The 25,622-nt window shown below is 52.6% G+C and carries 22 protein-coding genes, 1 tRNA gene and 2 pseudogenes; 15 read left to right on the top strand and 10 right to left on the bottom strand.

The genetic code is table 11. The annotated features are described in order from the left end of the window. The first annotated feature begins 22 nt into the window (after positions 1 to 22). The 4 genes from pth (at position 23) to B2310_RS07700 (ending at position 3,560) form a co-directional block, all read left to right on the top strand. Complete coding sequence (gene pth / locus B2310_RS07685; RefSeq protein WP_073114295.1) at positions 23 to 577, top strand: aminoacyl-tRNA hydrolase; 555 nt, start codon at positions 23 to 25, stop codon at positions 575 to 577. A gap of 83 nt (positions 578 to 660) precedes the next feature. Next, positions 661 to 2,118 (top strand): IMP dehydrogenase, encoded by a 1,458-nt coding sequence (gene guaB / locus B2310_RS07690; protein WP_097035637.1) that lies wholly within the window; start codon positions 661 to 663, stop codon positions 2,116 to 2,118. Between the two features lie 109 nt (positions 2,119 to 2,227). Then, positions 2,228 to 2,896: a hypothetical protein gene (locus tag B2310_RS07695; RefSeq protein ID WP_290730229.1), complete on the top strand. Its 669-nt coding sequence runs from the start codon at positions 2,228 to 2,230 to the stop codon at positions 2,894 to 2,896. Positions 2,897 to 2,915: 19 nt separating this feature from the next. Continuing rightward, positions 2,916 to 3,560: a hypothetical protein gene (locus B2310_RS07700; RefSeq protein WP_290730232.1), complete on the top strand. Its 645-nt coding sequence runs from the start codon at positions 2,916 to 2,918 to the stop codon at positions 3,558 to 3,560. A gap of 21 nt (positions 3,561 to 3,581) precedes the next feature. Here the strand turns inward: B2310_RS07700 and B2310_RS07705 are convergent, their stop codons facing one another. Further along, positions 3,582 to 3,812, bottom strand: a complete 231-nt coding sequence (locus B2310_RS07705; protein ID WP_290730234.1) for a hypothetical protein — start codon at positions 3,810 to 3,812, stop codon at positions 3,582 to 3,584. Positions 3,813 to 3,950: 138 nt separating this feature from the next. Here B2310_RS07705 and B2310_RS07710 point away from each other — a divergent pair, with 138 nt between their 5' ends. Both B2310_RS07710 and B2310_RS07715 read left to right on the top strand, forming a co-directional pair. Next, positions 3,951 to 6,287 (top strand): hypothetical protein, encoded by a 2,337-nt coding sequence (locus B2310_RS07710; protein WP_290730237.1) that lies wholly within the window; start codon positions 3,951 to 3,953, stop codon positions 6,285 to 6,287. 17 nt (positions 6,288 to 6,304) lie between these two features. Beyond that, positions 6,305 to 7,090 carry an inositol monophosphatase family protein gene (locus B2310_RS07715; RefSeq protein WP_173366958.1) on the top strand — a complete coding sequence of 262 codons (786 nt, stop codon included), beginning with the start codon at positions 6,305 to 6,307 and terminating at the stop codon, positions 7,088 to 7,090. Positions 7,091 to 7,116: 26 nt separating this feature from the next. On the opposite strand, the pseudogene B2310_RS07725 reads toward B2310_RS07715, so the two are convergent. After that, a pseudogene (locus B2310_RS07725) lies at positions 7,117 to 8,660 on the bottom strand (acyl-CoA carboxylase subunit beta). A 398-nt stretch (positions 8,661 to 9,058) separates the two neighbouring features. On the opposite strand from B2310_RS07725, the gene gdhA reads away from it, so the two are divergent. Both gdhA and B2310_RS07735 read left to right on the top strand, forming a co-directional pair. Continuing rightward, entirely contained in the window at positions 9,059 to 10,408 is a 1,350-nt protein-coding gene (gene gdhA, locus B2310_RS07730; protein WP_290730247.1) for an NADP-specific glutamate dehydrogenase, read from the top strand. Positions 10,409 to 10,638: 230 nt separating this feature from the next. Continuing rightward, positions 10,639 to 12,663 carry a putative bifunctional diguanylate cyclase/phosphodiesterase gene (locus B2310_RS07735; protein ID WP_290730250.1) on the top strand — a complete coding sequence of 675 codons (2,025 nt, stop codon included), beginning with the start codon at positions 10,639 to 10,641 and terminating at the stop codon, positions 12,661 to 12,663. Positions 12,664 to 12,672: 9 nt separating this feature from the next. On the opposite strand, the gene B2310_RS07740 is transcribed toward B2310_RS07735, so the two are convergent. Both B2310_RS07740 and greA read right to left on the bottom strand, forming a co-directional pair. Continuing rightward, a complete protein-coding gene (locus tag B2310_RS07740) occupies positions 12,673 to 13,497 on the bottom strand; it encodes a TatD family hydrolase (protein WP_290730253.1) in 825 nt (274 codons plus the stop codon). Continuing rightward, on the bottom strand, positions 13,484 to 13,951 hold the full coding sequence (gene greA, locus B2310_RS07745; protein WP_173382864.1) for a transcription elongation factor GreA: 468 nt from the start codon (positions 13,949 to 13,951) through the stop codon (positions 13,484 to 13,486). Before greA ends, B2310_RS07740 begins: the two co-directional genes overlap by 14 nt. A gap of 101 nt (positions 13,952 to 14,052) precedes the next feature. On the opposite strand from greA, the pseudogene B2310_RS13355 reads away from it, so the two are divergent. Continuing rightward, positions 14,053 to 14,538 (top strand): annotated as a pseudogene (locus B2310_RS13355) (DUF2062 domain-containing protein); the annotation flags it as partial. 99 nt (positions 14,539 to 14,637) lie between these two features. After that, complete coding sequence (locus tag B2310_RS07750; RefSeq protein WP_349679645.1) at positions 14,638 to 15,882, top strand: DUF1015 domain-containing protein; 1,245 nt, start codon at positions 14,638 to 14,640, stop codon at positions 15,880 to 15,882. 105 nt (positions 15,883 to 15,987) lie between these two features. On the opposite strand, the gene lexA is transcribed toward B2310_RS07750, so the two are convergent. The 5 genes from lexA to grpE all read right to left on the bottom strand — a co-directional run bounded on the left by lexA (position 15,988) and on the right by grpE (position 20,204). Further along, complete coding sequence (lexA, locus tag B2310_RS07755; protein WP_173382866.1) at positions 15,988 to 16,638, bottom strand: transcriptional repressor LexA; 651 nt, start codon at positions 16,636 to 16,638, stop codon at positions 15,988 to 15,990. 164 nt (positions 16,639 to 16,802) lie between these two features. Then, positions 16,803 to 18,173: an FISUMP domain-containing protein gene (locus B2310_RS07760; RefSeq protein WP_290730259.1), complete on the bottom strand. Its 1,371-nt coding sequence runs from the start codon at positions 18,171 to 18,173 to the stop codon at positions 16,803 to 16,805. Between the two features lie 9 nt (positions 18,174 to 18,182). After that, complete coding sequence (locus B2310_RS07765) at positions 18,183 to 18,686, bottom strand: FISUMP domain-containing protein (protein WP_290730262.1); 504 nt, start codon at positions 18,684 to 18,686, stop codon at positions 18,183 to 18,185. After that, a complete protein-coding gene (locus tag B2310_RS07770) occupies positions 18,674 to 19,084 on the bottom strand; it encodes a hypothetical protein (RefSeq protein WP_290730264.1) in 411 nt (136 codons plus the stop codon). Before B2310_RS07770 ends, B2310_RS07765 begins: the two co-directional genes overlap by 13 nt. A gap of 451 nt (positions 19,085 to 19,535) precedes the next feature. After that, positions 19,536 to 20,204, bottom strand: a complete 669-nt coding sequence (gene grpE / locus B2310_RS07775) for a nucleotide exchange factor GrpE (protein ID WP_290726619.1) — start codon at positions 20,202 to 20,204, stop codon at positions 19,536 to 19,538. Positions 20,205 to 20,539: 335 nt separating this feature from the next. Here grpE and B2310_RS07780 point away from each other — a divergent pair, with 335 nt between their 5' ends. The 4 genes from B2310_RS07780 (at position 20,540) to B2310_RS07795 (ending at position 23,400) form a co-directional block, all read left to right on the top strand. Continuing rightward, on the top strand, positions 20,540 to 21,193 hold the full coding sequence (locus tag B2310_RS07780) for a hypothetical protein (protein WP_290730267.1): 654 nt from the start codon (positions 20,540 to 20,542) through the stop codon (positions 21,191 to 21,193). An 11-nt stretch (positions 21,194 to 21,204) separates the two neighbouring features. Then, entirely contained in the window at positions 21,205 to 22,893 is a 1,689-nt protein-coding gene (locus tag B2310_RS07785; RefSeq protein ID WP_290730270.1) for a M3 family oligoendopeptidase, read from the top strand. 80 nt (positions 22,894 to 22,973) lie between these two features. Further along, positions 22,974 to 23,058 (top strand) — tRNA-Ser (locus B2310_RS07790). A gap of 24 nt (positions 23,059 to 23,082) precedes the next feature. Then, positions 23,083 to 23,400, top strand: coding sequence for a hypothetical protein (locus tag B2310_RS07795; RefSeq protein WP_173366588.1), 318 nt, complete (start codon positions 23,083 to 23,085; stop codon positions 23,398 to 23,400). Between the two features lie 74 nt (positions 23,401 to 23,474). Here B2310_RS07795 and B2310_RS07800 read toward each other — a convergent pair whose 3' ends face one another. Further along, the gene (locus B2310_RS07800; protein ID WP_290730273.1) at positions 23,475 to 24,653 is read right to left on the bottom strand and encodes an RICIN domain-containing protein; all 1,179 of its coding nucleotides are present in this window, start codon (positions 24,651 to 24,653) and stop codon (positions 23,475 to 23,477) included. Between the two features lie 196 nt (positions 24,654 to 24,849). On the opposite strand from B2310_RS07800, the gene B2310_RS07805 reads away from it, so the two are divergent. Further along, on the top strand, positions 24,850 to 25,622 hold a 773-nt coding region (locus tag B2310_RS07805; protein WP_290730276.1), incomplete at its 3' end, for a ketose-bisphosphate aldolase.

The raw sequence follows: 25,622 nt of genomic DNA on the forward strand, positions 1-25,622 counted from the left end.
TTAACCTTATCGGATCTGAATCATGTACATTATAGTCGGTCTCGGAAATCCTGGTACTCAGTACTCTAACACTCACCACAACGCGGGCTTTATGGCTGTCGAAAAATTGGCCGACCCGAACAAGGACTGGAAAAGCGAACACAAGGCGCTTACCATGAAGGTGAACATCGCGGGCGAGGAATGCCTGCTCGCAAAGCCGCAGACCTACATGAACCTCTCGGGCGAGGCTGTTCAGGCCCTGATGACCTGGTACAAGGTGAAGGTCGACCATCTGCTGGTCTTTAGCGACGACATTAATTTGGACGTAGGCCGCATCCGTTGCCGCAAGGATGGCAGTCACGGAGGCCAGAACGGGCTCCGGAATATCATCGAGCACGTGGGCGACAAGTTCCCGCGCATCCGTTTCGGTGTGGGCAAGTGTCCGCCCAAGTTCGACCTTTCCAACTGGGTCTTGGCGAAGTTTTCGCCCGAAGACCGACCCGTCTTTGAGGAGGCCATCGCGAAAGTCCCCGCGCTCGTGGAATGCTATTTCAAATTCGGCATCGAAAAGTGCATGGAACGCTACAATGGCAAATAGTCTTTTTTTACGTATTTCTTTTGTCTTTTTGCTGGCCTCTTTTGTGTAAAATTGCTATATTCTATGCGCAAAAGAGGTAATTTATGAAACTTTTGCCAGAAGCTTTGACGTTTGACGACGTCCTCCTTGTTCCCGCTGAATCTTCTGTCTTGCCGGCCCAGACCGACGTGAGCACACAGCTCGCTCCGAATATCAAGCTGAACATTCCTATCATCAGTGCCGCCATGGATACCGTGACGACGGCTCCCTTGGCTATTTCGCTCGCCCTGCAGGGTGGTCTTGGCATCATCCACAAAAACATGAGCGTCGAAGAACAGGCCGAAGAAGTCCGCAAGGTCAAGCGGTGGCAGTCCGGTATCGTTGTGAACCCGGTGACGCTCGATGCCGACCAGCCGGTCTCCGCTGCTTTTGAACTCCGCGCCCGCAACAAGGTGAGCGGCTTCCCGATTCTTTCGAAGGGCAAGCTTGTGGGCATGCTCACGAGCCGCGACCTGCGCACGGTGAGCGACATGAACGTGAAGATCAGTTCCGTGATGACGAAGAACCCGGTGACGGCTAGCCCGAAGGTGAGCCTCGCGAAGGCGAAGGAAATCCTCGCCGAAAAGCGTATCGAGAAGCTCCCGCTGGTGGATGCCTCCGGTGCACTGAAGGGCCTCATCACGATGACTGACATCTTGAAGCGCGAAAACAACCCGAACGCTAGCCTCGACAAGAACGGCCAGTTGCTCGTGGGTGCCGCTGTCAGTACTTCTGCCAACACTCTTGAACGCGTCGCCGCCCTCGTGGACGCCGGCGTCGACCTGCTCATTATCGATACGGCTCACGGTCACCACATCGGTGTGCGCAACATGGTGAAGACCGTCCGCAAAAAATACCCGAAGCTCACGATTTGCGCAGGCAACGTCTGCACTCCGGAAGCGGTTGCGGAACTTGCCAAGTGCGGCGCGAACATCGTGAAGGTGGGTATCGGTCCGGGTTCCATCTGCACCACGCGTATTGTTGCCGGTGTCGGTTACCCGCAGTTCTCTGCTGTCGTTGAATGCGGCAAGATGGCCCGCAAGGTTGGCGTGAAGATCATTGCCGACGGTGGTCTCAAGTTCTCGGGCGACATCGTGAAGGCTCTCGCTGCCGGTGGTCACGCCGTGATGGTGGGCTCGCTCTTTGCAGGTACCGAAGAAGCTCCGGGCGAAGTCATTCTCGCCGATGGCCGTAGCTACAAGAGCTACCGCGGCATGGGTTCCCTCGGTGCGATGAAGGCTGGTTCTGCTGACCGTTACTTCCAGGGCGGCGTGCAGGAACCGCGCAAGTTCGTTCCGGAAGGCATCGAAGGCCGCGTGCCCTACAAGGGCCCGCTCCGCGACACCGTTTACCAGCTGATTGGCGGTATCCATTCCGCGATGGGCTACGCCGGTGCTGCAAACCTCGATGAACTTTACAAGAAGGCGACTTTCGTGCGCATTACGGGCGCAGGCCTTCGCGAATCTCACCCGCACGATGTGACCATCACGAAGGAAGCCCCGAACTACCATACTGGCGACTAAGTTAGGACTGAGTTGTATACTCAGTTTATGGCTTTGTAAATAAACGACCCTGTTGTAGACAAACTACGACAGGGTTTTTTATATTTCGCATTCAGAAAGGTGATTATTTATGAAAACAAAGTTGTTTGTGGTTTTCCTGTTGTTCTTGCTTTGTGTCGGTTGCTCGTCGGAACGCCAGTTCCTGGATGCTGGCTGGACCCAGAAACCCGCGAAGATGAAAATCCTGGTTACGAAACCCACTGTTTCGGATGAAGAAACTTTACCCGACGTGATGGACCCGATTTCGGACTGGTTCAGGGAGAAGGTCGATCATGCCATGCAGTTCAACTCGAACGTTCCGTGCGTGGTGGAAAAAATTTCCAAGAAGAAAATTTCGCATGAACCGCTGAACATGAGCGGTGTCGAAGTCCAGATTCCGAAGGTCGAAGCGATGTCGGACAGTTTCGATATCTACATGATACTGGACAACGTCCAGATGGTCTTTTCGGAGAGCTCGAGGACCGTTGGTGGCTCTCCCGTGGGAGCGGTCATGGTTGTTCCTGCGGGTGGCGCCGCAATGGCCTCCGTTGCCTCCGCGGGAATCACGATCAAGGGTGAATCTACCGAGATTGATGCCGACTATGTCGTTTACGACGTGAAAAGCGGCAAGCGGCTTGCGTACGGACACCTCGAGGAAAGTGTTTTCCACGAGGAAATTGCGATGGAGCAGGGCTGGTACGAAAACGTGCGTCAGCTGATGCTGAAAATCCTAGGCAAGACCCCTGTCACGCGTTTCTAGTTTTTATATTAGGAGTTATATGAATTCAATCAAACTTGTTCTTTTCTCGTTAATTGCAGGCATTGTGTTTTCTGCCTGTAGCGCCCCCCGTTATTTCATAGATGAAGACTGGAAGGGTAAACCTCAACCCAAGAGTGTCAAGGTTGTCTTCACGATGCCCAAGGTGGTTGTGCCGGACGATTTGAGTGACGACTTGCCGGAGTATACGTCTAATTTTGCGAAGTGGTTTGGCCCGGAGTTGAAGCAAAATTTGATAACGAGGTCGCAAAACGGAACCCAGTATTCCATGAAACTGATCCAGCCTAACGAGGTAAGCTACAAGAGGCGTGAGTTGGCGGACAAGGATTTCATGGTTCCTTCTTTCGATCATATTCAGGCGGATGCCGATGTCTATCTCGTTGTGACAAATACCTGGATTGGTCGAGAACAAGAGGTCCGTTATGTCACTACTGCAAATGGAATGATGATGGCCACGACCTATTCCTATTTTACAATGAAATGCACTTATGCCTTCTACGATGCAAGAACGAAAAAGAATTTAGGCTATGGCTATGCACGGGGGAGGAACAGCTATATGTTCGCCGTTACACGGAGCGACTGGGAAACGTCACTCCGGTACATGGTTGAGGATTTCGCTAAGGAAGCCCCGCTGTTTGTCCAGTAGCGAGCAAACGGCGCTGGGGCGCTACATTTCCCAGCAGTCCTCGAATTCTTCCTTGAAAAAGCCTTCTTCTTTTGCCTTTTGTACCTTGGCGTCAATATAGGCTTTATCTGGATTGCATTCTCTGTTGTCGTCCAGTGTTGTTCTATAGCAATATACCGGCTTCTGGCAAGGCTTGGTGGAACCGCTGTCGCCACAGGCGGTAAGGGCGAGAGCAGTCATGGCGAGTACGGGAATTAAAATTTTCTTCTTCATAGTCTTCCTCTTTAACTGATCACTAATTTATAATTTATTTGCAGAAAAAGTTCGATTAACCCGAAAAAAAGCCGCTTTTGAAGTATTTTGGCAATGTTTAATGGGCTCGGCATGCGTTAAATTGCTATTTTTCTGCCAATGAGATTGCTGTTCTCGACATTTTTTGCGTTTGCGGCCCTGTTTTTTGCCTTGGTCGCCTGTTCCGACGAAGAGGAAGGGACAGAATTCCTTTTTGACCGCGAAATCATGGAAATGAGCGTCCTTCGTAGCTGTGCCGACGAAGGGGACTCTTCGGCCTGCTACCGTATCCGCTACCATTATCCTATCGAACGTGAACATTATTCGGGCCTTGTCGTCTGGCTCGATACGTTTGTCGTCGACGACACCTCGAAAGCGGTTTCCTCCAAACAGATCGACAAGGCGACGCAATTTATCGAATATCCCAAGGGAACGTCGAGTTACTACGACACGCTCGACTTGACCGAACTTGTGCAGGAATACATCGGAAAATACGACAGCCTGCAGGTGGCTCTTTTCTGCAAGTATTCCGATGATAAGGATCCTGGCTCTGTCCAGCGCGTATTCCTTCATTTTGGCGATGACCTGCCGCCCTCTCGCGTGACGATATTTGATTCTGTCTGGACAAACGGGGCTCTTTTCGAATGGTTCCGTCCGACGGACCAGGTGGATTTCTACAAGCCGGCCGAGCTATCCGGCGAAATTGTCGGCTACAATGTGGTTATCTATTCGGCCGACAAGAACGAGGACTTGCGGAACCTTAAGGTGATACTCACCACGGCCGACGGCGTGGATTCTACGGGTTCCAAGTTCTATAGGCGACATTCCCGAATCCGCGCGAATGCGGATTCTGTCTGGTTCGATTCCGTGTCGCACACGGACAAGGACAAGAATTATCTGCGCCTCTCGATAATCGACGGCAAGGGCTTTGATGCCGATGTCGATTCTCTCAACCGTTTCCGCATGGTCATCAGGGGCCTGCAGTCCAAGTCCGAATACACGATTGGCCTGTCCGCCTGGGATGCCGCAGGCAATTCCTCCGGGACGGAAGGACTTTCTACGGTTGAAACTAACCAGCTCTTTATCACGACGGATTCTGTTGCTCCGGTGATGCCGACTCGCATCTTTATTCTTGAAGATTCCCTTTTCCCCGGAAAGGCGCGCCTCGACAGCAACAACCGGCTCCGCATATTCTGGAGCATGAGCGTCGATCCTTACGAGGTCAAGCACCCAATCAAGTCGGATTCCATCGTCCTCATTCCGGATACGTGTCTTTTTACGCTGTGCTATGATACGGTTCAGACTTATATCATCGAACGTTATAGCGCCCTGGACAAGAACTGGAAGATTTATGACGACACGACGCTTGCCGCAGGGCGGTTCTCCAAGCGCTATGCGCTAGATGGGGATACCATGGTGGCTTCCGCGACGGGAATTTTTGTGACTGATACCATCCGCTGGGTTTCCCCGGGGGATACGATTGTTTTCCGCATCCGTTCCAAGGACAAGTCCGGTTATTATTCCGCCGCGTTGGTCGATACCGTTTATGTCTCTCCGGGCGCGCTCGCGTCTGAACTGGAATGTCCGGAAGGGTTTGTTCCTGTTTCCGTTTCTGATTCGTCGAAGTTCTGCATGGAAAAGTTCGAACACCGGAACGATTCCGGCGAATTCGTTGTCAACGTGCGGCACTCCGAGGCGGTTGCCGCCTGCGAGGCTGTTTCGGCGAGCGGATTCAAGGTGAGTCTTTGCAACGAACGCGACTGGGAGCTTGTCTGCCTCTCGGGTGGTTCGCTTTCGTATGGTGTATTGAACGAACTTTCTGTCGATGCGAGTTCCTTCCTTTTCGGCTACTGCAATGTCGGGACGAACGATTCCATCTCCGCGGCAGACATTTCCAAGCGCAATCCGCGCTGCGTAAACCCCGACGGCATCCGCGACCTGCCCGGGCAATACCAGGAATGGGTCATCGGCAAGTCCGAAGATACATCGGCCGTGGTGAAGGGCTCTAGCTTCAAGATTTACAACGGACTCGACCGTGAGTCGCTCGCCTATTGCACCAACCGTTCTTTCCCGTACTTTACGCGCCCGGCCTATTCGACCGATACGATTTTCCTGTACCGAGAAGGGACCAAGGTTGATACCTTGTTCCAGGCCGATACGTCTCGGACGCCTTACGAGAAGAAACCCTATCTGACAATGAAGGACTTCAAGGATACTTTGCAGTTCTTCGATGTCCAGGATTCGAACGGCAATTCCATCGGTACCGACTATGCGCTCTATTCCGAATACAGGAAGGGCGGCGATGCCTGGCTCGACACGCTTGCGAACGGACTCAAATATGTTCCGTCAGAAATCAAGGTGGTGTTCTTGACGGGCGAGAAGGTTCCTTTCCGCCTGGCGGCGTCTTTCTACAAGTCCACGACGATTGGATTCCGCTGCTGCGCTTATCCAGAATAAATTTTTAATTCTTTAAAATGTCCGAAATAGAAAAGTTTTTGTCTGTCGCCGAATCGCTTGCGAAGCGCGCCGGTGAACTCTGTCTTGAAATCCAACAAAACCTGGGCGATGTGCATTACAAGTCCAAGAAGGACGTGGTGACGCGTGCCGATATCGCAAGCGAAAAGCTGATTGTCGAGGGAATTCGAAGTGTGTTCCCGACGCATTGCATCCGTACCGAAGAGGCTGGCGTTATCGAAGGCGAGGACCCGCGCTACCTGTGGATTATCGACCCGGTCGATGGCACGGTCAATTTCAGTCGCGGCATCCCGCTCTGGGGCATCTCCATCGCGCTCCATTTCGAGGGCAAGCCGCTCGTGGCGGCAATCAACCTCCCGAAACTCGGTGAACTCTATACTGCATCGAAGGGCGGGGGAGCCTTTATGAATGGACGCCCGATCCATGTGAGCCGCGAGGCGGATTCTGTCCATGCCATCGTAAGCAATGGCGATTTCAACGTGGGCGATGTCTCGAAGATTAACGAGCAGAATTCCCGCAACTTCGCACGCGAGGCGGAAGCCTTCGAACGTGTCAAGTGCCTTGGCTCTGCGGTTGTGGAGGGTTGCTTTACAGCCTGCGGTCGCATCGATTGCTTTGTGATGACCATGAGCTACCCGTGGGATATCGCAGCCATCGCGCTGATGGTCGAGGAAGCCGGCGGAATGTCGACCCGCATCGACGGGCAACCGCTCGAATTCGTGGATGCAGAACAGGCCGTCTTTACAAACGGCCTGCTCCACCAGAATCTGGTTGATATATTATAATAATTATTAGAATAGAATAGTTTTGTTTAGAGCGGGATGTTCCCGTGCTTCCTCCAGAGCCTTGCCTTCTTCTTGTTCTTGAGGTAGTCGAAGGCGGTGGCCAGGCGGTCGCGCACGTTCGCGGGCGAAATCACCTCGTCGATGTAGCCGTTCTTCGCGGCGATATACGGGTTGAGGTACTTCGCCTCGTATTCGGCAATGAGCTGCTTGCGCGTTTCGGCCGGGGTGGCGGAGGCGGCGATTTCCTTCCTATGAAGGATGTCGACGGCACCTTCAGCGCCCATCACGGCGAGCTGTGCAATCGGGAGTGCGAACACGCTAGTCGGCACCCAGGTTCTTGCTGTTCATGGCGATATAGGCGCCACCGTATGCCTTGCGGAGGATAAGCGTCACGCTTCGGCACGGTCGCTTCGGCGTAGGCGTACAGGAGCTTTGCGCCGTGACGGATGATGCCGTTGTGTTCCTGCTTGGTGCCCGGCATGTAGCCCGGAACGTCTTCCAGCGTGAGGATAGGAATGTTGAAGCAGTCGCAGAAGCGAACGAAGCGTGCGGCCTTGTCGCTGGCGTCCACGTCCAAAGAACCGGCGAGGCACTTCGGCTGGTTAGCGACGATACCCACGACATTACCTTCGAGGCGTGCAAAACCGATAACAACGTTCTTTGCGAATTCCGGCTGGATTTCGAGGAAGGAATTCTTGTCGGCAAAGCAAGCGATCACGTCGCGAACGTCGTAAGCGCGCTTGAAGTTGTCCGGAATGATTTCTTCGATGTCGAGAGAACGGTCGACGATTTCGCCAGCCTTTTCGGAAGCCTTTTCGGTATTGTTCTGCGGGAGGTAGCTGAGCAAGTTACGGACGCCTTCGAGGCAAGCCTTGTCGTCCTGGTACACAAAGTGAGCAACGCCCGACTTCGAGAAATGAACGCCAGCGCCACCGAGCTGATCCGGGGTCACGACTTCTGCAGTCACGGCCTTCACGACACCTGGGCCCGTGATGAACATCTGGCTCGTCTTTTCCGTCATGAAGATAAAGTCGGTAATGGCGGGGGAGTAGCAAGCGCCACCCGCGCAGGGTCCGAGGATTACGGAAATCTGCGGGATGATGCCCGAGGCGAGCGTGTTGCGGGTAAAGATGCCGCTGTAGCCGTCGAGAGAATTCACGCCTTCTTCGATGCGGGCGCCACCGCCGTCGTTGATGCAGACGAACGGGGACATGGATTCGAGAGCGAGGTCCATTGCCTGGCAGATCTTCTTCGCGTGGGCAGACCCGAGGGAGCCGCCGCTAACGGTAAAGTCCTGCGAAGCCACGTAGACGGTCCTGCCGTTTACCTTGCCGTAGCCGGTCACGACGCCGTCGCCAAAAATGCGCTTGGATTCGGGCAAATCGAGGCTCGTAGAAACGCGGAGGGCGCCGATTTCGCGGAACGTGCCCTTGTCAAAGAGGATTTCGAGGCGTTCGCGGGCGGTTAGCTTGCCCTGCGAGTGCTGCTTTTCGACGCGTGCGGCGCCGCCGCCCGCAATGGATTTTTCCTTGTATTCGTTGAGTTTCTCGAGATAAGACTTATCCCACATATTAGCTCCTGTAAAAAGGATTTTTTACTTTTTTTTGTTTCGCGCGTAAATGTAGAAAAATGTCTCGCTTACAGGAATATTTTTTAAAAATACCCGATAAGAAGCAAAAAAACGGCATTTTGCGTCATCTGGGGATGCTTTTTTTGTATCTTGATTGTAAAATTTTGTTTTCGTTTGCGTGCGTTATATATTAAACTTACAAAAATGTAGATTTTTGTCTGCCTGTGCCGTTAAATTTTATGAAAAATCAAACTTTTTAAAACTGACAAAAAACTAACTTACAAAAATGTAAGTTTTTGAAGATTTTTGCCCGTTTTTCACTATTTGTCAAGCCCCTTTGCTATCTTTACAGACGTTAAAAACATTAACAATCAAAACTCTCAACGGAGATATATAAAATGGCAATCAAGAATGCTTACCTTCAGAAAGTCTATGACAAGGTCGTCGCCCGTGATCCGGACCAGGCCCTCTTCCATCAGGCTGTCCGTGAATTCCTCGAATCCCTCGACCCCGTCCTCGAACAGGACAAGTCCTGGGAAACCAACGGCGTGATCGACCGCCTCGTCGAACCGGAACGCGTGATCACCTTCCGCGTGCCTTGGCTCGATGACAAGGGTAACGTTCAGGTGAACCGTGGCTACCGCGTGCAGTTCAACTCCGCCATCGGCCCCTACAAGGGCGGTATCCGTCTCCGTAACGAAGTGACGCTTTCCATGCTGAAGTTCCTCGGCTTCGAACAGATCTTCAAGAACAGCTTGACCACGCTCCCCATGGGCGGCGGCAAGGGCGGTTCCGACTTCGATCCTAAGGGCAAGAGCGACAACGAAGTGATGCGTTTCTGCCAGTCCTTCATGACTGAACTCTGCAAGCACGTCGGTGCTGACACGGACGTTCCGGCTGGTGACCAGGGTACTGGCGCTCGCGAAATCGGTTACATGTTCGGTCAGTACAAGCGCATCCGCAACGAATTTGTGGGCGTTCTCACCGGTAAGGGCCTCTCCTACGGTGGCTCTCTCGCCCGTACCGAAGCTACTGGCTACGGCCTCTGCTACTTCACTCGCGAAATGCTCAAGGACCTCGCCAACGACTCCTTCGAAGGCAAGACCGTCGTGATTTCCGGTTCCGGTAACGTCGCTCAGTTCGCATGCCAGAAGGCTACTCAGCTCGGTGGCAAGGTCGTGACGATGTCCGACTCCAACGGCTACATCTACGATCCGAAAGGCATCAACCTCGACGTCGTTCTCGACCTCAAGAACGTGAAGCGCGCCCGCATTAGCGAATACGCCAAGCTCGTTCCGGGTTCTGAATACCACGAAGGTTCCAAGGGTGTCTGGACGGTCAAGTGCGACATCGCTCTTCCGTGCGCTACCCAGAACGAACTCGACCTCGAAGGTGCCAAGGCCCTTATCGCTAACGGCGTGAAGGCCGTTGCCGAAGGTGCAAACATGCCGTCTACTCCGGAAGCTATCGAAGCCTTCCAGAAGGCCGGCGTTCTCTTTGGACCTGCCAAGGCTGCTAACGCTGGTGGCGTGGCTACCTCCGGCCTCGAAATGTCCCAGAACTCCGAACGTCTCTCCTGGACCTTCGAAGAAGTGGACAAGAAGCTCGAAGGCATCATGAAGAGCATCTACGCCGCTGCTTCCTCTGCTGCTGTCAAGTACGGCCAGAAGGGTAACCTCGTCATGGGCGCAAACATCGCTGGCTTCCTCAAGGTTGCCGATGCCATGAAGTGGCAGGGCGCGGTGTAATTAAGGCTGTCATTCCCGCCTTTGAGCGGGAATCTCCCTTCAAAAAAGTCCTCCGGTCAAAAGCCGGGGGCTTTTTTTATTTGGGAGGGCAGCGCCCTCCCTTGTCGTTATACTCCAAGTTGGAATACTTGAAGTTGGAACGTGTTTTTGCTTACAAAAATATTTTGTTTCTATTGGGAATAATCCATATTGTACATTTTTGATTTAATTTTTTTATCATTGGTGCTGGAATGAAATTATTCGACGAAAACATCATATTGCGCTTCGCCCTTCTGTTCGCTTGCGTCCTTTTTGCGGCGTTTATTCCCGGCATCCTTGACTTTACCGACAATTACCTGATGCTTGTGCCCTATGTGCTTGCCATCGTGTTCCTTGCTTATGTGTCGATTTTTTACCGGTTCCCTACGGCGCTGAACCGGAAAAAAATTCGCAACGACATTGAAATTCCGAGTTCTGTCGAAACTGAACCTGTCCGCGATTTCGAGAAGGACCTCCACGAGCAGGACGAGATTTTCCAGATGATGATCGACGTCTCGCAGGATGGGTTCTGGACCTACAGCGTCCCGACGGGGAAGGTCTACTGGTCCAACCGCGTGGCGAAACTCCTGGGCGCGAAGGGCGGCCTCGAGGATTCGTTCTATGCGCTCAAGTCCTACATCATGGAGAAGGACTGGACGGAATTCAAGTCGGTACTTTCGAAGGCGCTTGCCGAAGGCGGCAATTTCTCGTGTACGCTGCGTCTCTCGTCGCGTCGAGCAAACGGATACGACCAGGTGGTTATCGCGGGCCGCACGCAGGTGGATGCCGAAAACAGGCCCGTTCGTGTGATAGGGTTCATCAGCACGGCGATGGACAGCAAGGCGGTGGAGCGTCAGAACTATTTCTACGTATACCAGGATACCCTGACGGGGGTCTACAATCGCAAGTTCTTCCTCGAGAAGCTCAAGGCGGACATGGAAGCGGCTTCGCTCAGGCACGATAGCACGTTGGCGGTTGTCCTGCTCGATATCGACAGCTTCGGCTCCATCAATGCTTCCTATTCGATGAATTTCGGGGATAACGTTTTGCGGATTGTCTCTGAACGTATCAAGGCTTTCTGCAAGGAAGAAGACATTGTGGCGCGAATCGGCCCCGATGTCTTTGCGGTTATCCTGCACGATGTCGATCTCTCAGACAAGGAGACGGGGCTTCTCTCGACGGTCAAGCAGCTGCACAACAAGGTGAAGTCCCCGATCCAGCTCGACGGCCGCGACCTGTTTATCAGCATCTCGATGGCGGTGGTCGTGAATACGGATGCCGACTGCGTCGAGGATATCCTTGCGAGTGCGAATGCGGTCCTCCGCAACCTTAAGAAGAGCGTGAATCACGGCAGTATCCAGTTCGTGACGGGAGGCATCCGCGAGAAGGCGATGAAGCTCTACAGCCTCGAATACGAGATCCGCCGCGCCATCCAGTTCCAGGAATTCGTGCTGATGTACCAGCCGATCGTGGATATTGGCGCGGACAACGCGATTGTCGGCTTCGAAGCGCTGGTGCGCTGGAACAATTCGAAGCAGGGGATCGTTTCGCCGGCTGAATTCATCCCGCTGGCCGAAGAGACAGGCCTCATCGTTCCGATGGGGGCGCTTATTTTGCGCATGGCCTGCGAGCAGACTAAGAAATGGGTCGACATGGGATACGAGAATATCCGCGTGGCTGTGAACTTCTCGGCGCGCCAGTTCTCGATGGAAAGCATGGTCGACGATGTGAAGAAGATTCTCGCAGAGACGCACCTCAACCCGCGCAACCTGAAACTCGAGATTACCGAATACACGGCGACGTGCGAAGTGGAGAAGGCGGCCGACATCATGCGCTCGCTCTCGAACATGGGCCTCCAGATTTCTATCGATGACTTCGGCACGGGCTACAGCAGCCTCTCTTACCTGAAGCATTTGCCGGTGCATACGCTCAAGATGGACAAGTCGTTTATCGACCACGTGGCGGATGACGAGGAAGATGCCGCGTTTGCGAAGATGGTTATCGGTATCGCGAAGTCTTTGAACCTGAGCATTATTGCGGAGGGCGTGGAGACGGTGGAACAGCTCGAATTCCTGCGTAGGGAAGGCTGCCGCCAGATCCAGGGCTTCTACTTCAGCGAGCCTCTTTCGCCGGAAGATGCGCTCGACTATATGAAATTACATTATGCGGGGGATTCTGCCGTGGCTCCTGCGGCAGATGCTGCCGAGAGGGAACTGGCGCAGGTCGTGCGCGCCTAGCGTGTTGCCCTAGATCCCGTAGCAGTTGCGTGTGTTTTCGCGACAGTGCCTGTAGAGTTCCTCTATGGGCACGTTTTTTATTTCGGCGAGTTTTTGCGCGATAAAGGGGATGAGGCCGGAATGGCTCGGCTTTCCGCGGAAGGGGATGGGCGCCATGTAGGGCGAGTCCGTCTCCAGGAGCAGGCGGTCGAACGGTACGAGGCTTGCCGCGTCGCGGACGTTCTGGGCGTTCCTGAAGGTGACGATGCCGGTAAACCCGATGTAGATTTCCGCATCGAGGGCGAGAAGCGATTCTGCGAATTCGGGGCTGCCTGTAAAGCAATGGATATGCAGCTTGTGGCCGTGGAGGTCGGCGTTTGAGAGGACGGCAAGTGCATCGTCGTCCGCTTCGCGCAGGTGGAGCACGAGCGGCTTTTCGCTCTGGAGGCCGATTTGGAGGTGGCGTTCGAAAAGCTTGACCTGGGCGGCCTTCGTCTCTGCGCCGTAGTGGTAGTCGAGGCCGAATTCGCCGCAGGCGACACATTTGGGGTGGGCGAGGTATTCGAGGAGGCGGGCCTCGTCAGCCGCGGTTTCCGTTTCCACGTATTCCGGGTGGATTCCGTAGGCGGAATAAACGTTGCCGTATTTTTCGGAGAGCTCGCGGCCGCGGGCGAAGTCGGCGGGATCGCATGCCACATGGACAAAGGCTTCGGGAAGCGCGAGGCCGCTTTCGGAGGCGGCGGGGGAGCGGAGGCGCGCGAGGAGGGCCTCGAAGGTTTCTCCGGCGTGCCGCTCGTAGGAGTCGATGTGGCAATGGGTATCGATAAACATGGCGTCCACTCTAGTACGCGACATCCACGATTTCGTAGGTGATTTTGCCCTTGGGGGCCTGCACTTCGACGCTTTCCCCCTGCTTCTTGCCGATGAGGGCCATTCCGACGGGAGATTTCATGCTGATGCGGCCTTGGAGGGGGTCAATTTCCTTTTCGCCGACGATGCTGTAGGTCTTTTCGCGCTTCGTTTTTTTGTCTCGTAGCTTGACTGTGGCTCCGAATCGGATGGAACCGTCGTCTGGAGCTGCCGTTTCGATAATTTGCGCCCCGTCGAGGATGCGGTCGAGTTCCCGGAGCCTGCGGTCGATTTCGCGGACGCGCATGCGGCCGTAGGTATAGGCGGCGTTTTCGCTGCGATCGCCTTCGGCTGCGGCGGCCTGGACCTGGTTAATCATGGCCGGGCGTTCCACGTATTTTAGGTGTTCCCATTCGGCCTTGAACTTGTCGAATCCTTCCTTGGATATCAGGTGTTTCATGCCCCAAATTTAGCAAATTGTGGAGTTTCTTTTTTCTGGGTTGTTTCGTCATGTAAATTTTTCTATCTTGCGGTCTGAAATTTAAAAGATGTTAGGGAAAAATGGTTTTATCGAGAAGAAAGCAGGAATCAAAATACAAGAGGCTGAGTAGAATCTATTACAACCGTATGTTCCCGCGTAGGCAGGATGCGCTCAAGGTGGCGTGGTCCGTGTTTATCGGCGTGTTTATCGGTGTCTGGCCCACGATTGGTTTGGCCATTATTCTCACGGTTGCTCTTTGCGCTCTTTTCCGCCTGCCGAAAGTTCCGGGTGTCGTTGCCGATTTCGTTGCAAACCCGGTGACCCAGTTCGGCATATTCTACCCCTCGGGCTACTATATCGGTTGCAAGATTGTCGATCCCGACCCGATCAAGTTCGATTTTCTGGGCGAGTTCGAGCGCATGTCTGTTCGCAACTGCCTGGACATTGTCAAGAACCTCTGGGAAAATGCCGCCGGTCACCTGCTCGCCTTCATGATTGGTATAACCATCGTTGCCGCTATCACCGGATTTATCTTCTTCTTCATTGCGTATTTCGTTGTCAGTTACCGCAAGAAGAAGTGGATTGAAGGCAAGACCGGCTATATCCACAACCTCATTTCCGAGGACGAAGTTTTAATCAAGGAATCTCACAAAGGAAAGAAGCCCATGATGCACATCTACCCGTTCAAGGCCCTTCGCCCGGTGAACCCTGCCGAGGCCAAGGACATTTCCGCACTCCCTTACGACGTGATGAACCGCGCCGAAGCGAAGGCCATGGCCGAAGGCCTGCCGCACTCCTACCTGCGCGTGACCCGTGCCGAGATCGAACTCGACGACAGCGTTGACGCCTATGACCCGAAGGTCTACGCGCATGCCCGTGCGAACCTCGACAAGATGATTGCCGAGGGTGTCATCGCGCACGACAAGAAGGACTGCCTCTACGTCTACCGCCAGACGATGAACGGGCGCGAACAGTACGGACTTGTTTGCACCGTGCCTGCCGCCGACTACTTCAACGGCATTATCAAGAAGCACGAACTTACCCGCGCCGACAAGGAAGAGGACCGCCTCCGCCACGTGCTCGACACCAACGCCAATACCGGTCCGGTGTTCCTCACTTACCGCGACAACGGCCAGTTCGACCTGTTCGGTGCCGTTACCAAGCGCAAGCCCGTCTATGACTTCGTGAGCGACGGCGACGGCTTTGGCCACACCGTCTGGATTATCGACGACGATGCCGAGATTGCCGCCATCCGCAAGAGCTTCGAGGAGATTCCGGTGAGCTACATTGCCGACGGTCACCACCGCAGTGCCGCCGGAGCCCGCGCCGCAAGCTACCGCGCGGAGCAGAACCCGAAGAACACGGGCGAGGAGGAATACAACCGCTACCTCGCAATCCTGTTCCCGAGCACGCAGCTCAAGATTCTGGACTACAACCGCGTGCTGAAGGACTTGAACGGCCGCACGCCGGAGCAGCTCATGGAAGAACTGGGCCTCGTGTTCGATATCGAGCCGCTCGCCGAAATGCAGCACCCGGCAAAGCAGAACCAGGTGAACATGTACCTGCAGGGCAAGTGGTACGCCTGCACGTTCAAGGACAAGTTCCTCAAGAACCTGGGCCCGGTCGACAGCCTCGACGTGGCCTTGCTCCAGAAGCTCGTGCTGAAGCCGATTTTCGACATTGACGACCCGCGTACCTCCAAGCGCATCGACTTCGTCGGTGGCATCCGCGGTCTTGGCGAACTCGTGAAACGCGTGGACAGCGGTGAATGCACCTGTGCCTTCGCGATGTTCCCGACCACGCTCGACCAGCTCATGAACATCGCCGATGCGGGCGAGATCATGCCGCCGAAGAGCACCTGGTTCGAGCCCAAGCTGCGCGACGGCCTCCTGGTCCATACGCTGGACTAAGGCTTGTGCCGGTTCTGCCGGATTGATGGGCAGGAAACAGGGTCAAAGCATTAAAGCCTCCGCACTGCGGAGGCTTTTGCTATAGTCTTGGTCTTTGGTCGGGGGTTAGTTCACCTTGCGCATGACACCGATGACACGGCCCGCGATGGAGAAGTCCTTTCCCTTGTTGACGACGATGGGACGGTATTTCGGGTTGGCGGGGCGCAGTTCGATATGGTCGGAGAGCGGCTGGTAATACTTTACGGTCGCCTCGTTGTCTACCTGTGCCACGATGATTTCACCGCGTTCGGCAGTCTTTTGTTGGCGGGCGAAGATGAGGTCGCCGTCGAAAATGCCTGCATTGATCATGGAATCGCCCTTGACGCGGAGCGCGAAGACGTCGGAGCGGCAGGCGAGGAAATCGCGGTCGATGGTGACCGTACCTTCGAGGTTCTGGACTGCAAGGATGGGCGTACCGGCGGCGACTCGGCCAACGATGGGGATTTCGATGGTGTTGCTCGGTGCCGTTTCGGCTGCGGAACCGTCGGTGTCGACAATTTCGATACCGCGGCTGAGCCTCGGGGCTCGGTTGAGGTAGCCCTTCTTGATGAGGGCGGCCAGGATGGAACGGACGCCGTTTGTCGATGAGATTTCAAAGTGGTTGCCGATTTCACGGACCGTAGGCGGCATGCGGTTTTCTTTGGAGTACTTCTTGATGTACTCGTAGATTTCCTCTTGACGGGCTGTCAATTCTTTGCGCTTGCTGTTGTTTTCCATATGGACCTCGCTATGGCTTGGTGTTTACCTACATAAATATAATGAACATTTGGGCAAATGTCAATAGGTTCACTGCACAAAAATGCAATTTTTTTATACTAGGCCCCCAAAAAACAAATAGGCTTCTTTCTTGAAGCCCACTTGCTTGCTTTTGTTTGCCTATGTTAAAAATGAATTTCGTTATTTTTAATACAGCGGATTGTGTAGGAATTCAACTTCTTTGCGGATGAATTTTTCAAATTTTCTCCGCAAATCATCCATCTGCTAGCGCGTGTTTCGCCAGAATTGTTCGAACTCCAGTAGACAACGCATTCTTCATCGCGGATATTTTCGTTGTCTTCGCCATAGTATGTGTCTGGTTTTGCACTAAATCCGTAAAGATCGATACCTGGCTTTTTCCACCCAAACGCCGCCCGTAGCGAAATACCTATAGGGGCTTCGTAGCTATTATCTCGGACAAAATTACCAAGTTGTCTCCAATCGTCATCAGAGGGAAGATGCCAACCAGAAGGACATGTTTTTTTTGCTTTGTCCCAATCTCCGGTTCCATAATCCATTGCAAACCACTCTTGTTGGCCAATCACAACACTTTTGATGACTTTTCCATTTTTCAAGGCTCTAATGTTTCGACGTGGGGCAGGTCTTTTTCCCCAGACAATTCGACCATTAAACCCTTTCTGTTTGATTTCTTTTTCTGGAAAGATTGCGTAGCTTTTCCATGAAATGTTAGACATATTTGCAAATCCTATTATCCCATTTTTTGTTATAGAGAGTAAGGGTGTTCCTTTTGCATTGGATTTCCCAAAAAGTAAACGATCATTGATATAGTAGCTAAATCTTTCCTGTTGTCCTGTAATTAATCTGATTAAATTTCCTTTGATGTCAAAAAATGTTTTGGAGTGCCTGTTTTGCTTGTTGATTTTTTGAATGAAAAGCGGAGAAAAATCGCCTTGACTTGTAATTGCGTCTCCGCAGGCTTCGTACCATTTTTCGAGTCGTGATTTGATAGCCTCTTTCTTTTCGTCATTAATGCCAAGTGCTAAGTTATATCTAATCATGGCAAGATCGTTTTCTAGCGGCTCTGGTGTTACTTCTCCGATTACGGTAATGATGGATGAAACTTGATATGATTCTGGTGAGAGGGCGTTTACGCATGCTTCAATCATGGCGCGTTTGTCTGATAGCGAGTTGGAAGCTTTGACTGCATTTAGCTTAAATTCACCTGTTAGCTCAAAAAATTTTGCTTCGAATTGGGGAAGATCGATTTCATAAAAATGTTGGCATTCTTCATCGATAACTTCATTTAAGGATATAGAACTACATCTGTCGTTCATTTTTGCGATGGAATTAGCTTGTTCCCATAGTGCATTATATTCTTGCTCTTGATTTTGATCAAGAGAGAACTTGTTCTTCATATTCTTAAGAAGATTTATTCTGTCTTTTATATCTCCGCTAGATTGATATGTGACGGTGACATCGCTGGCAGATGCAGCTATGACGAATACAAATAAAATCAAAAGAAATTTTTTAAACATACGGTCTCCTTAATCCTGGATGCACCGGACTGCGTAGTATTCGTTTTTATTGTCTGTTTTCGACTCGAAAAATTTGTAGCTGAAATCAACGTCCCAAACGAAGGCGTTTTTCTTGTCTGCTTCCGAACTTGTCCAATATGCAGAGAACGCTGTTTCATAGCAAAACCCTCCGCTGGATGTCTTGTCATTTCCAAAACATCCGAAACTAATTATATCTTTGTTTTTTATTCGATTTTTTTCAAGAGTTAAGAAGTCTTGTTTGCTTGGTAAATGAAAACCTGCGGGGCAAGCGTGAATAGCGCTCTCCCAGGTATAAACCATGTTGTTGTCTGCGCATGGTTTACCATCATTACTCTTTTTGTAACATCTTGCTCCTTTCATGGCTTTATTGACGTTGTCTGACATCCATACTTGTTGCCCAATAGTGACTGTATTTCCTGCACAACCAGAAAGAAGCATGCCACCGATGATTAGAATCGCGTAGCATTTTTTTATTGAATTTATTTCCACCATTCTTTTTCTCCAGATTCATTCGATGAATTCTCATTAGTGTTATCTTGTTGATTGGATGAAGTGGTTTTTTCTTCTGGTGAATTTTGCTTAGTTTCTGTTGTTGGAATGTTTTGTGCTGGCGTAGATGTTGAATATGTACTTTCCTTAGGATAGTTTGGGGGGTTATCAAGATAGCGGAATCCTTGACGAATCATGCAATTTTTTACAGTGGAAGCGTATTTTTCATCAGGAATTTTTTGCATGCTTACATCATATTCGCATTGCGCAAGAGCATTTTCTGTATCAAACTTGTTATATCCTTCTTTATACCATGCTGGTGGATTAATAACGCATGAGATGAACAGGCATGCAGATGCCACTACGGCCGCGTAATTGAAAATGCGTTTGATGTTTTTCATAAAGTCTCCGTTTTTTGCTGATTAGTAAGCTGCGGCTCGAAAACAGAGGCCTTGTGGCATTTCTTTGCAAAAAAAAGGCGTGTGTTGCCAATCAATTGTTTGCAGACTGAGGCTCGGCAAAGCCATAACGCACAAACAAAAGTCAACAACCCACGCCCCGAATGGGACGTGAGCGTTTGCCTATTACCTTCTGCGTTTGAATTTTGCCGATTCCAGTCAGGAAGGTAATAAGAAGCAAAGCTCTATAAATCCGGTCGCAGGTTTACCTGCTATGTATCGAAAATATAAATAAACTTTACTGAATTTGATAATTTTTTTGATTATTTTGGCAAAAAAGCACAGAATAAAGACCTAAATGTGGGTTTCGTCATTTTTTTTGGGATTGCACGAAAAAAATGGCGCAATACAAAGCGTAACTGTGTCTAAAATAGCGGGGGAGTGTCATGCGGGTTTATTTCCCGGAAGAGACGATGACCTTCGCGGTCTTGAGGATCTTGTTCTTGAGCTTGTAGCCCTTCTGGAACACGGTGACAACGTGGCCTTCGGGCACGGTCTCGCTGGGCTGCTGCATCAGGGCTTCGTGCATGTTCGGGTCGAATTCCGCGCCTGTCGGGTCGATTTGCTCGAGGCCCGCGTCGGTCAAAATCTTCGCGAACTGGTTGTAGATCATCTGCATGCCTTTTTCGAAGGCTTCCAAATCCTGGGCCTTGTTTTCGCTCGCGAAGGCGCGCTCGAAGTTGTCCTGCACTTCGGAGAGTTTTTCAAGGAGCTTGCCGTTGGCGGTCTCGATGAGTTCGAGCTGTTCCTTGGCGGTACGGCGGCGGTAGTTGTCGAATTCGGCCATCAGGCGGAGGTTGCGGTCATTTGCGGCAGCGAGTTCGGCCTTGAGAATTTCCTCGGCAGATTCCGTAGGTTCGGCAGACTGTTCGGCGGCTTCCTCAGCGGGCTGCTCGGCGTCGGCAGGTGCGTCCGCAGATTGGGCTGCGTTGGCCTTGTCCTCGGTTGGTGAGCCTGTCGAACCATCCATCTCCATAGCGTCTTCGGCGGCCTTGAGCACGTCATTTTCGAATTTTGCCTTTTCTTCTGCGGTCGGTTCCTGTTCGTTCAAATCTTCTGCCATGGTATTCTTTCCTTTGATTTTATTTTTCAGCCCAAATTTAGCAAAAAACATGCCAATGCCAAGACCATGGAATAAGGGCGTTATCAGGTCCCCGAGAGTATTATTTTGAAACATTGTTATCAAATGTATTTCTAAGTTTAAATCAAGTATGAAAATCAGAGCAATCATGGTTATGATCCTCCTCCCTGTTTTCTATATATTTAGTTTACATAATCCGCATTATCGGCAATACTATAATGCCAAAATACAGGATATTTAACTAAAAACGCCAATCGCTGTACATTCTGCGCCTGCCTCACGATAAGTATATGCCCTTTTTGTTATATTGTTGAAAAATGAAGAAAATCGCCACAATCGCCTGCCTTTTGCTCATCGCCGTCGCCCTAATGGACGGCTGCGCCGTGACGCGCAAAATCGACGCGGCAAGCATCATGCGGAACATGAAGGTGGATTTTCGACAGTTTACGCTCGATTCGGTGGAAATCCGTCCCGACATTGTCGATCAGCTCGGCGGAGCCGTTATCGGAGGAATCCTGCCGAACCCGAATGTCGTCGCGTTCGTGCAGAACCTCGCGAAGGGCATCGTCAACATCGATCTCGGGTATGCGTACCTGGGTATTGTTCTCGACGTGAAAAATTCCGACGTCGATACGCTCTGGCTGCGGGATTTCGCTGCGCACGTGTCGCTCGACACGCTCATGGACCTGCCGCTCGAACTCAAGGATTCCGTCACGCTTATTCCCGGCGAGAACAAGGTTCGGCTATCTACGCGCCTCCCGCTGGACAAGAGAATTTTCAAATTCAAAGAAATCGCAGAAGTCAAGGCCGCAGGCAAGCTTGTTGTGGCGCTCGGCCCGGAAGGCGAGTCCGTGTCCTTCGACTTCAACGATTCCCGCACGATTTCGCACGAGGAAATGGTTGCCATTGAAGACAACGTAAGGCAGACCATCCTGAACAGTATATTGAAAGACTGGGTCGGCGGGCTGTAACCGGAGGAAAAATGAACCGCAAGTATGTTCCCGAAAACCTGAATGTCGATGATTCCCACGAGGTTTCAAAACTTTACCAGTCCTTGCTGCAGCGCGAGATTCCTGTAAATTCCGCGAAACTCCGCCAGTGGATTCTGGACTGGAGCGAACTCGAATCCGTTTTGGGCGAAGTGAGCTGCCGCCGTTACGTGGCGATGACCTGCAACACTGCCGACGAAGAAGCTGCCAAGGCCTACGAGAGCTTTGTGGAGAACATCCAGCCCATCATGAACGAATACGACGACAAGCTGAACAAGAAGCTCGTCGCCCACCCGGCGAAGAATGCGCTCCAGGATGAATTCGGCGAATGGTTCAAGGGCGTCCAGGTTTCCTTGGACCTGTTCTCCCCCGACAATATCGCGCTCGAGACCGAAGAGAACAAGGAAATCCAGGCGTACCAGAAGATTACCGGTGGCATGAGCGTCGAATTTGATGGCGAAACGAAGACCATGCAACAGATGGCCGCCTACATGGAACGCACGGACCGTGAACTGCGCGAACGCGCCTGGCGCACCATGTGGGATCGTCGCCTCAAGGACAAGGAAGCGCTCGACAACTCGTTTGATAATTTATTCTCAATTCGCAAGCAGATTGCGAGGAACGCCCACTGCAAGGACTTTATCGATTATATATTCCTCGCGAAGCACCGTTTTGACTACTCCCCTGCCGACTGCGAAGCCTTCCACGAGAGCATCGAGAAACTGGTCCTCCCCCTCCAGAAGGAAATGTACAAGAAGCGAGCGCAGAAGATGGGCCTCGAACGCCTGCGCCCGTGGGATTTGAGCGTAGACCCGATGAACCGTGCCCCGCTCAAGCCCTATAGCATCGGCGACGAACTTATCGAGAAAGTCGACCAGATTTTCGAGAGCATCCATCCGCAGGCAGGCAAGTGGGCCCGCGAGATGCAGGTGAAAAAGCTCATCGACCCGGATTCCAGGCTCGGCAAGGCTCCGGGCGGCTACCAGATCGGTTTTGACGAGAGCCGCCTCCCCTTTATCTTCATGAATTCGGCCTGCACGGACCGCGATATCTACACGCTCCTGCACGAATCGGGGCACTCGTTCCACCAGTTCGCACTTGCGGACCAGCCCATTTTCCCGTACCGCGACGTTCCCGCCGAATTCGCCGAAGTGGCAAGCATGAGCATGGAACTCATCGGCATGTCGAATCTGAAGCCTTTCTACGGTGATGACCGCGAAGCGATCGAACGCAGCACCATCGGTGAACTCGAAGATGTCGTCTGGCTTTTCCCGTGGGTCGCGAGCGTAGACAGTTTCCAGCACAGGCTTTATAACTTCCCCACCCATACGGCGGAAGACCGCAGCGATATCTGGGACGAAATCATGTCCCGCTACGATGCCGGCGTGGACTACACCGGGCTCGAGGCCGTGCGCCGCAACCTCTGGCAGAAGCAGCTCCATATTTTCGAGTGCCCGTTCTACTACATCGAGTACGGGATTGCCCAGATCGGGGCCCTGCAGGTGTGGGCGAACTTCAAAAAGGACCCGAAAAAGGCCATCGACGACCTCTTCCGTGCCGAAAGTCTCGGGAGCAGCCGCCCCGTGAAGGAGCTCTTCGAGGCCGCAAATATCAAGTTCGACTTCTCCCCCAGGACGCTCGAACCGCTCATGCAGGTCGTGTGGGATGAACTGGGCAAGTAATTTTTTGCAAATTTTTGCGAAAAAAGGCCAAAAACGCTTGACAAGCATGAATAAAATATCTATATTTGGCCTCACATCCTGGAGGGATGGCCGAGTGGTTGAAGGCGCACGCTTGGAAAGCGTGTTTACTTTACGGTAACGAGGGTTCGAATCCCTCTCCCTCTTCTAAAATTTTTCGGAGGTACCCCGATGTCCGATCAGAGAGTCTATCTTGACGATATCTATGCTAGCAAAGAATGTCAAGGCTCTGTATTCCGTGCCGTTGTCATGATGGCGCATGAAGCCCGCTTCCTCAACAACCAGGCAGGCCAGGGTTACATCCAGCTCAACAAGAAGCCCACTACCATCGCCATGTACAAGTTCAAGGAAGGCAAGCTTTCCATGATCGAAAAGGCGAACAACGATGTTACGGATGAAGCCATCGCCGCTGCCGAAGCTGCCGATGCTGCCGCACCGGAAAACGTGGCCGAGAACGCCGCCGCTGCCGATGCCGCTTTCGGTGTGTAATCGCTAAATCAAGCAAAAAAATTTCGCCCGGCTCTAAAGCCGGGCTTTTTGCATTTTCAGGCAATGAGCCGTTTTTACTTCTGGAAAAGAACTTTATGCGTATTACGGTTGCGGCCGAGCGGTTGCCGGCCGATGTTCCGGCCCTTCAGGTCAAATATCCTTGTCGTGGCAGCCTGCAGCTGAATGTCGCGGATACGGACAATCCTCGTTATTGACGTGTCAGTCTTGCTCGTGTCAGAAGTATCGGGAGCGACGACGCTCGTATCGCCAGCAGAAGACGTATCGGGCTTCGTGCCCGCTTCCTCGAGTTTCCAGATGAAGGATTCGTCGCGGTCCACCTTCCGGTTCTGCTGCACCTGCTTGCCCACCGCCTGCAGGTAGAGCCCGCTCTTGTAGTTCTTGAGCAAGAAGGCATTCGGCATATTGACTCCGGCATCATCGAAGGTATAACGCTGGTGAGCACCGCCGTTGTAACCGTAGGTCGAGGCGACAATGCCAGCCGCAGTGGATTCGTTCGGGATATCCACGACGCGGCTCCCGAGCTGAATGTAGTATGTAACGGGGTTATCGCCCACCGAGAAAATTTTCACGAAGGTCGCCGTATCGCTACAATCCATGAGTTCGAGCGCATTGCTAGATGTAATTCCCATGCATTTCTTTGTTTCGCCGAGGGACTTGATCCTCCCCTCCTTGTAGAACGCCACCTTGAACAGCTGCTGGTAAATGGTCTCTACGAGAATCACGTGGTTTATCAGGTCTTTTTCGGACTTGGCCTCGCTCGCCTGGTTCAGGCCATACGGCCATATATGCTGACGGTCGCAATGGAGTTCCGCATTCGGGCCGTCCATTTCACGGAGTTTCGCCTGGACCTTGTCGTTCCTGAACACACCGTCCACGCAAGTTGCCGCATATTCCGACGTGGTCCCGACGCCAAGCGTGTGCGCCATCTCGTGCATGGCCGTGGGCACCACCATATAACTGCGGTTCTCGCCAAACCGGAGGTCGCCGTTGCTGCTGGCCTCGGCTGTGGGCACGCCCGGCGCGTAGTAAACGTTGATGAACTTGGAAAGGTTCGAGTAGGTGTTGTAGAGCTTGACCGCCGAATCCATCACGGTCGTAATGCGCTTGTAGGCGTCCTGCTCGTCGGCAGTCGGGTTTGCGGACTTGTGGAGCGTGTAGGTGACCTCGGCATGCGAAAACACAGCCATAAGGGCAATGGCCGACACCGCTAGCAAGCTTCGCTTGAAAAGCATAGATACTCCTTAAAACCAGACACCTCTTTTAATATACATTCATGGCGCAAGGTGCGCAAGTAAAAACAAGAAAACCGGACAGGCACGCGCGGAACGGCGACGAAATTGGTGGACAAAACAGTGTGAAAATGCTATCTTTAGCCCCGTAACTTTTAACCGGCGATGCAAGTCGCCAAAGAATCAAGAGGTAAAACAAATGGCAGTTTCTTACAAGGAACTCGGCCTGGTGAACACCAGGGAAATGTTTGCAAAGGCTGTTAAGGGTGGCTACGCTATCCCGGCTTTCAACTTCAACACCATGGAACAGATGCAGGCCATCGTGCAGGCTGCTGTGAAGCAGAAGTCTCCGGTGATCATGCAGGTCTCTAAGGGTGCCCGCAACTACGCCAACGGCACCATCCTCCGCTACATGGCCCAGGGTGCTGTTGAATACGCCAAGGAACTCGGCTGCGCCAATCCGCAAATCGTGCTCCACCTCGACCACGGTGACTCTTTCGAACTCTGCAAGGACTGCATCGACAACGGTTTCTCTTCCGTGATGATCGACGGTTCCGCTCTTCCGTACGAAGACAACATCGCCCTCACCAAGAAGGTTGTTGAATACGCTCACCAGCACGACGTGACCGTCGAAGCTGAACTCGGCGTGCTCGCCGGTGTGGAAGACGAAGTCCAGGCTGAAGAATCCCACTACACCAAGCCGGAAGAAGTGATCGACTTCGCTACCCGTACGGGCTGCGACTCCCTCGCTATCTCCATCGGTACCAGCCACGGTGCTTACAAGTTCAAGCCGGAACAGTGCACTCGCGACCCGAAGACTGGCAGGCTCGTTCCGCCTCCCCTGGCATTCGACGTGCTCCACGCCATCGAAAAAAAGCTCCCGGGCTTCCCGATCGTGCTCCACGGTTCTTCTTCCGTGCCGCAGGACGAAGTGGACACCATCAACGCCCACGGTGGCAAGCTCCCGGATGC

Source organism: Fibrobacter sp. UBA3629, from assembly GCF_002374005.1.
Lineage (GTDB): Bacteria > Fibrobacterota > Fibrobacteria > Fibrobacterales > Fibrobacteraceae > Fibrobacter.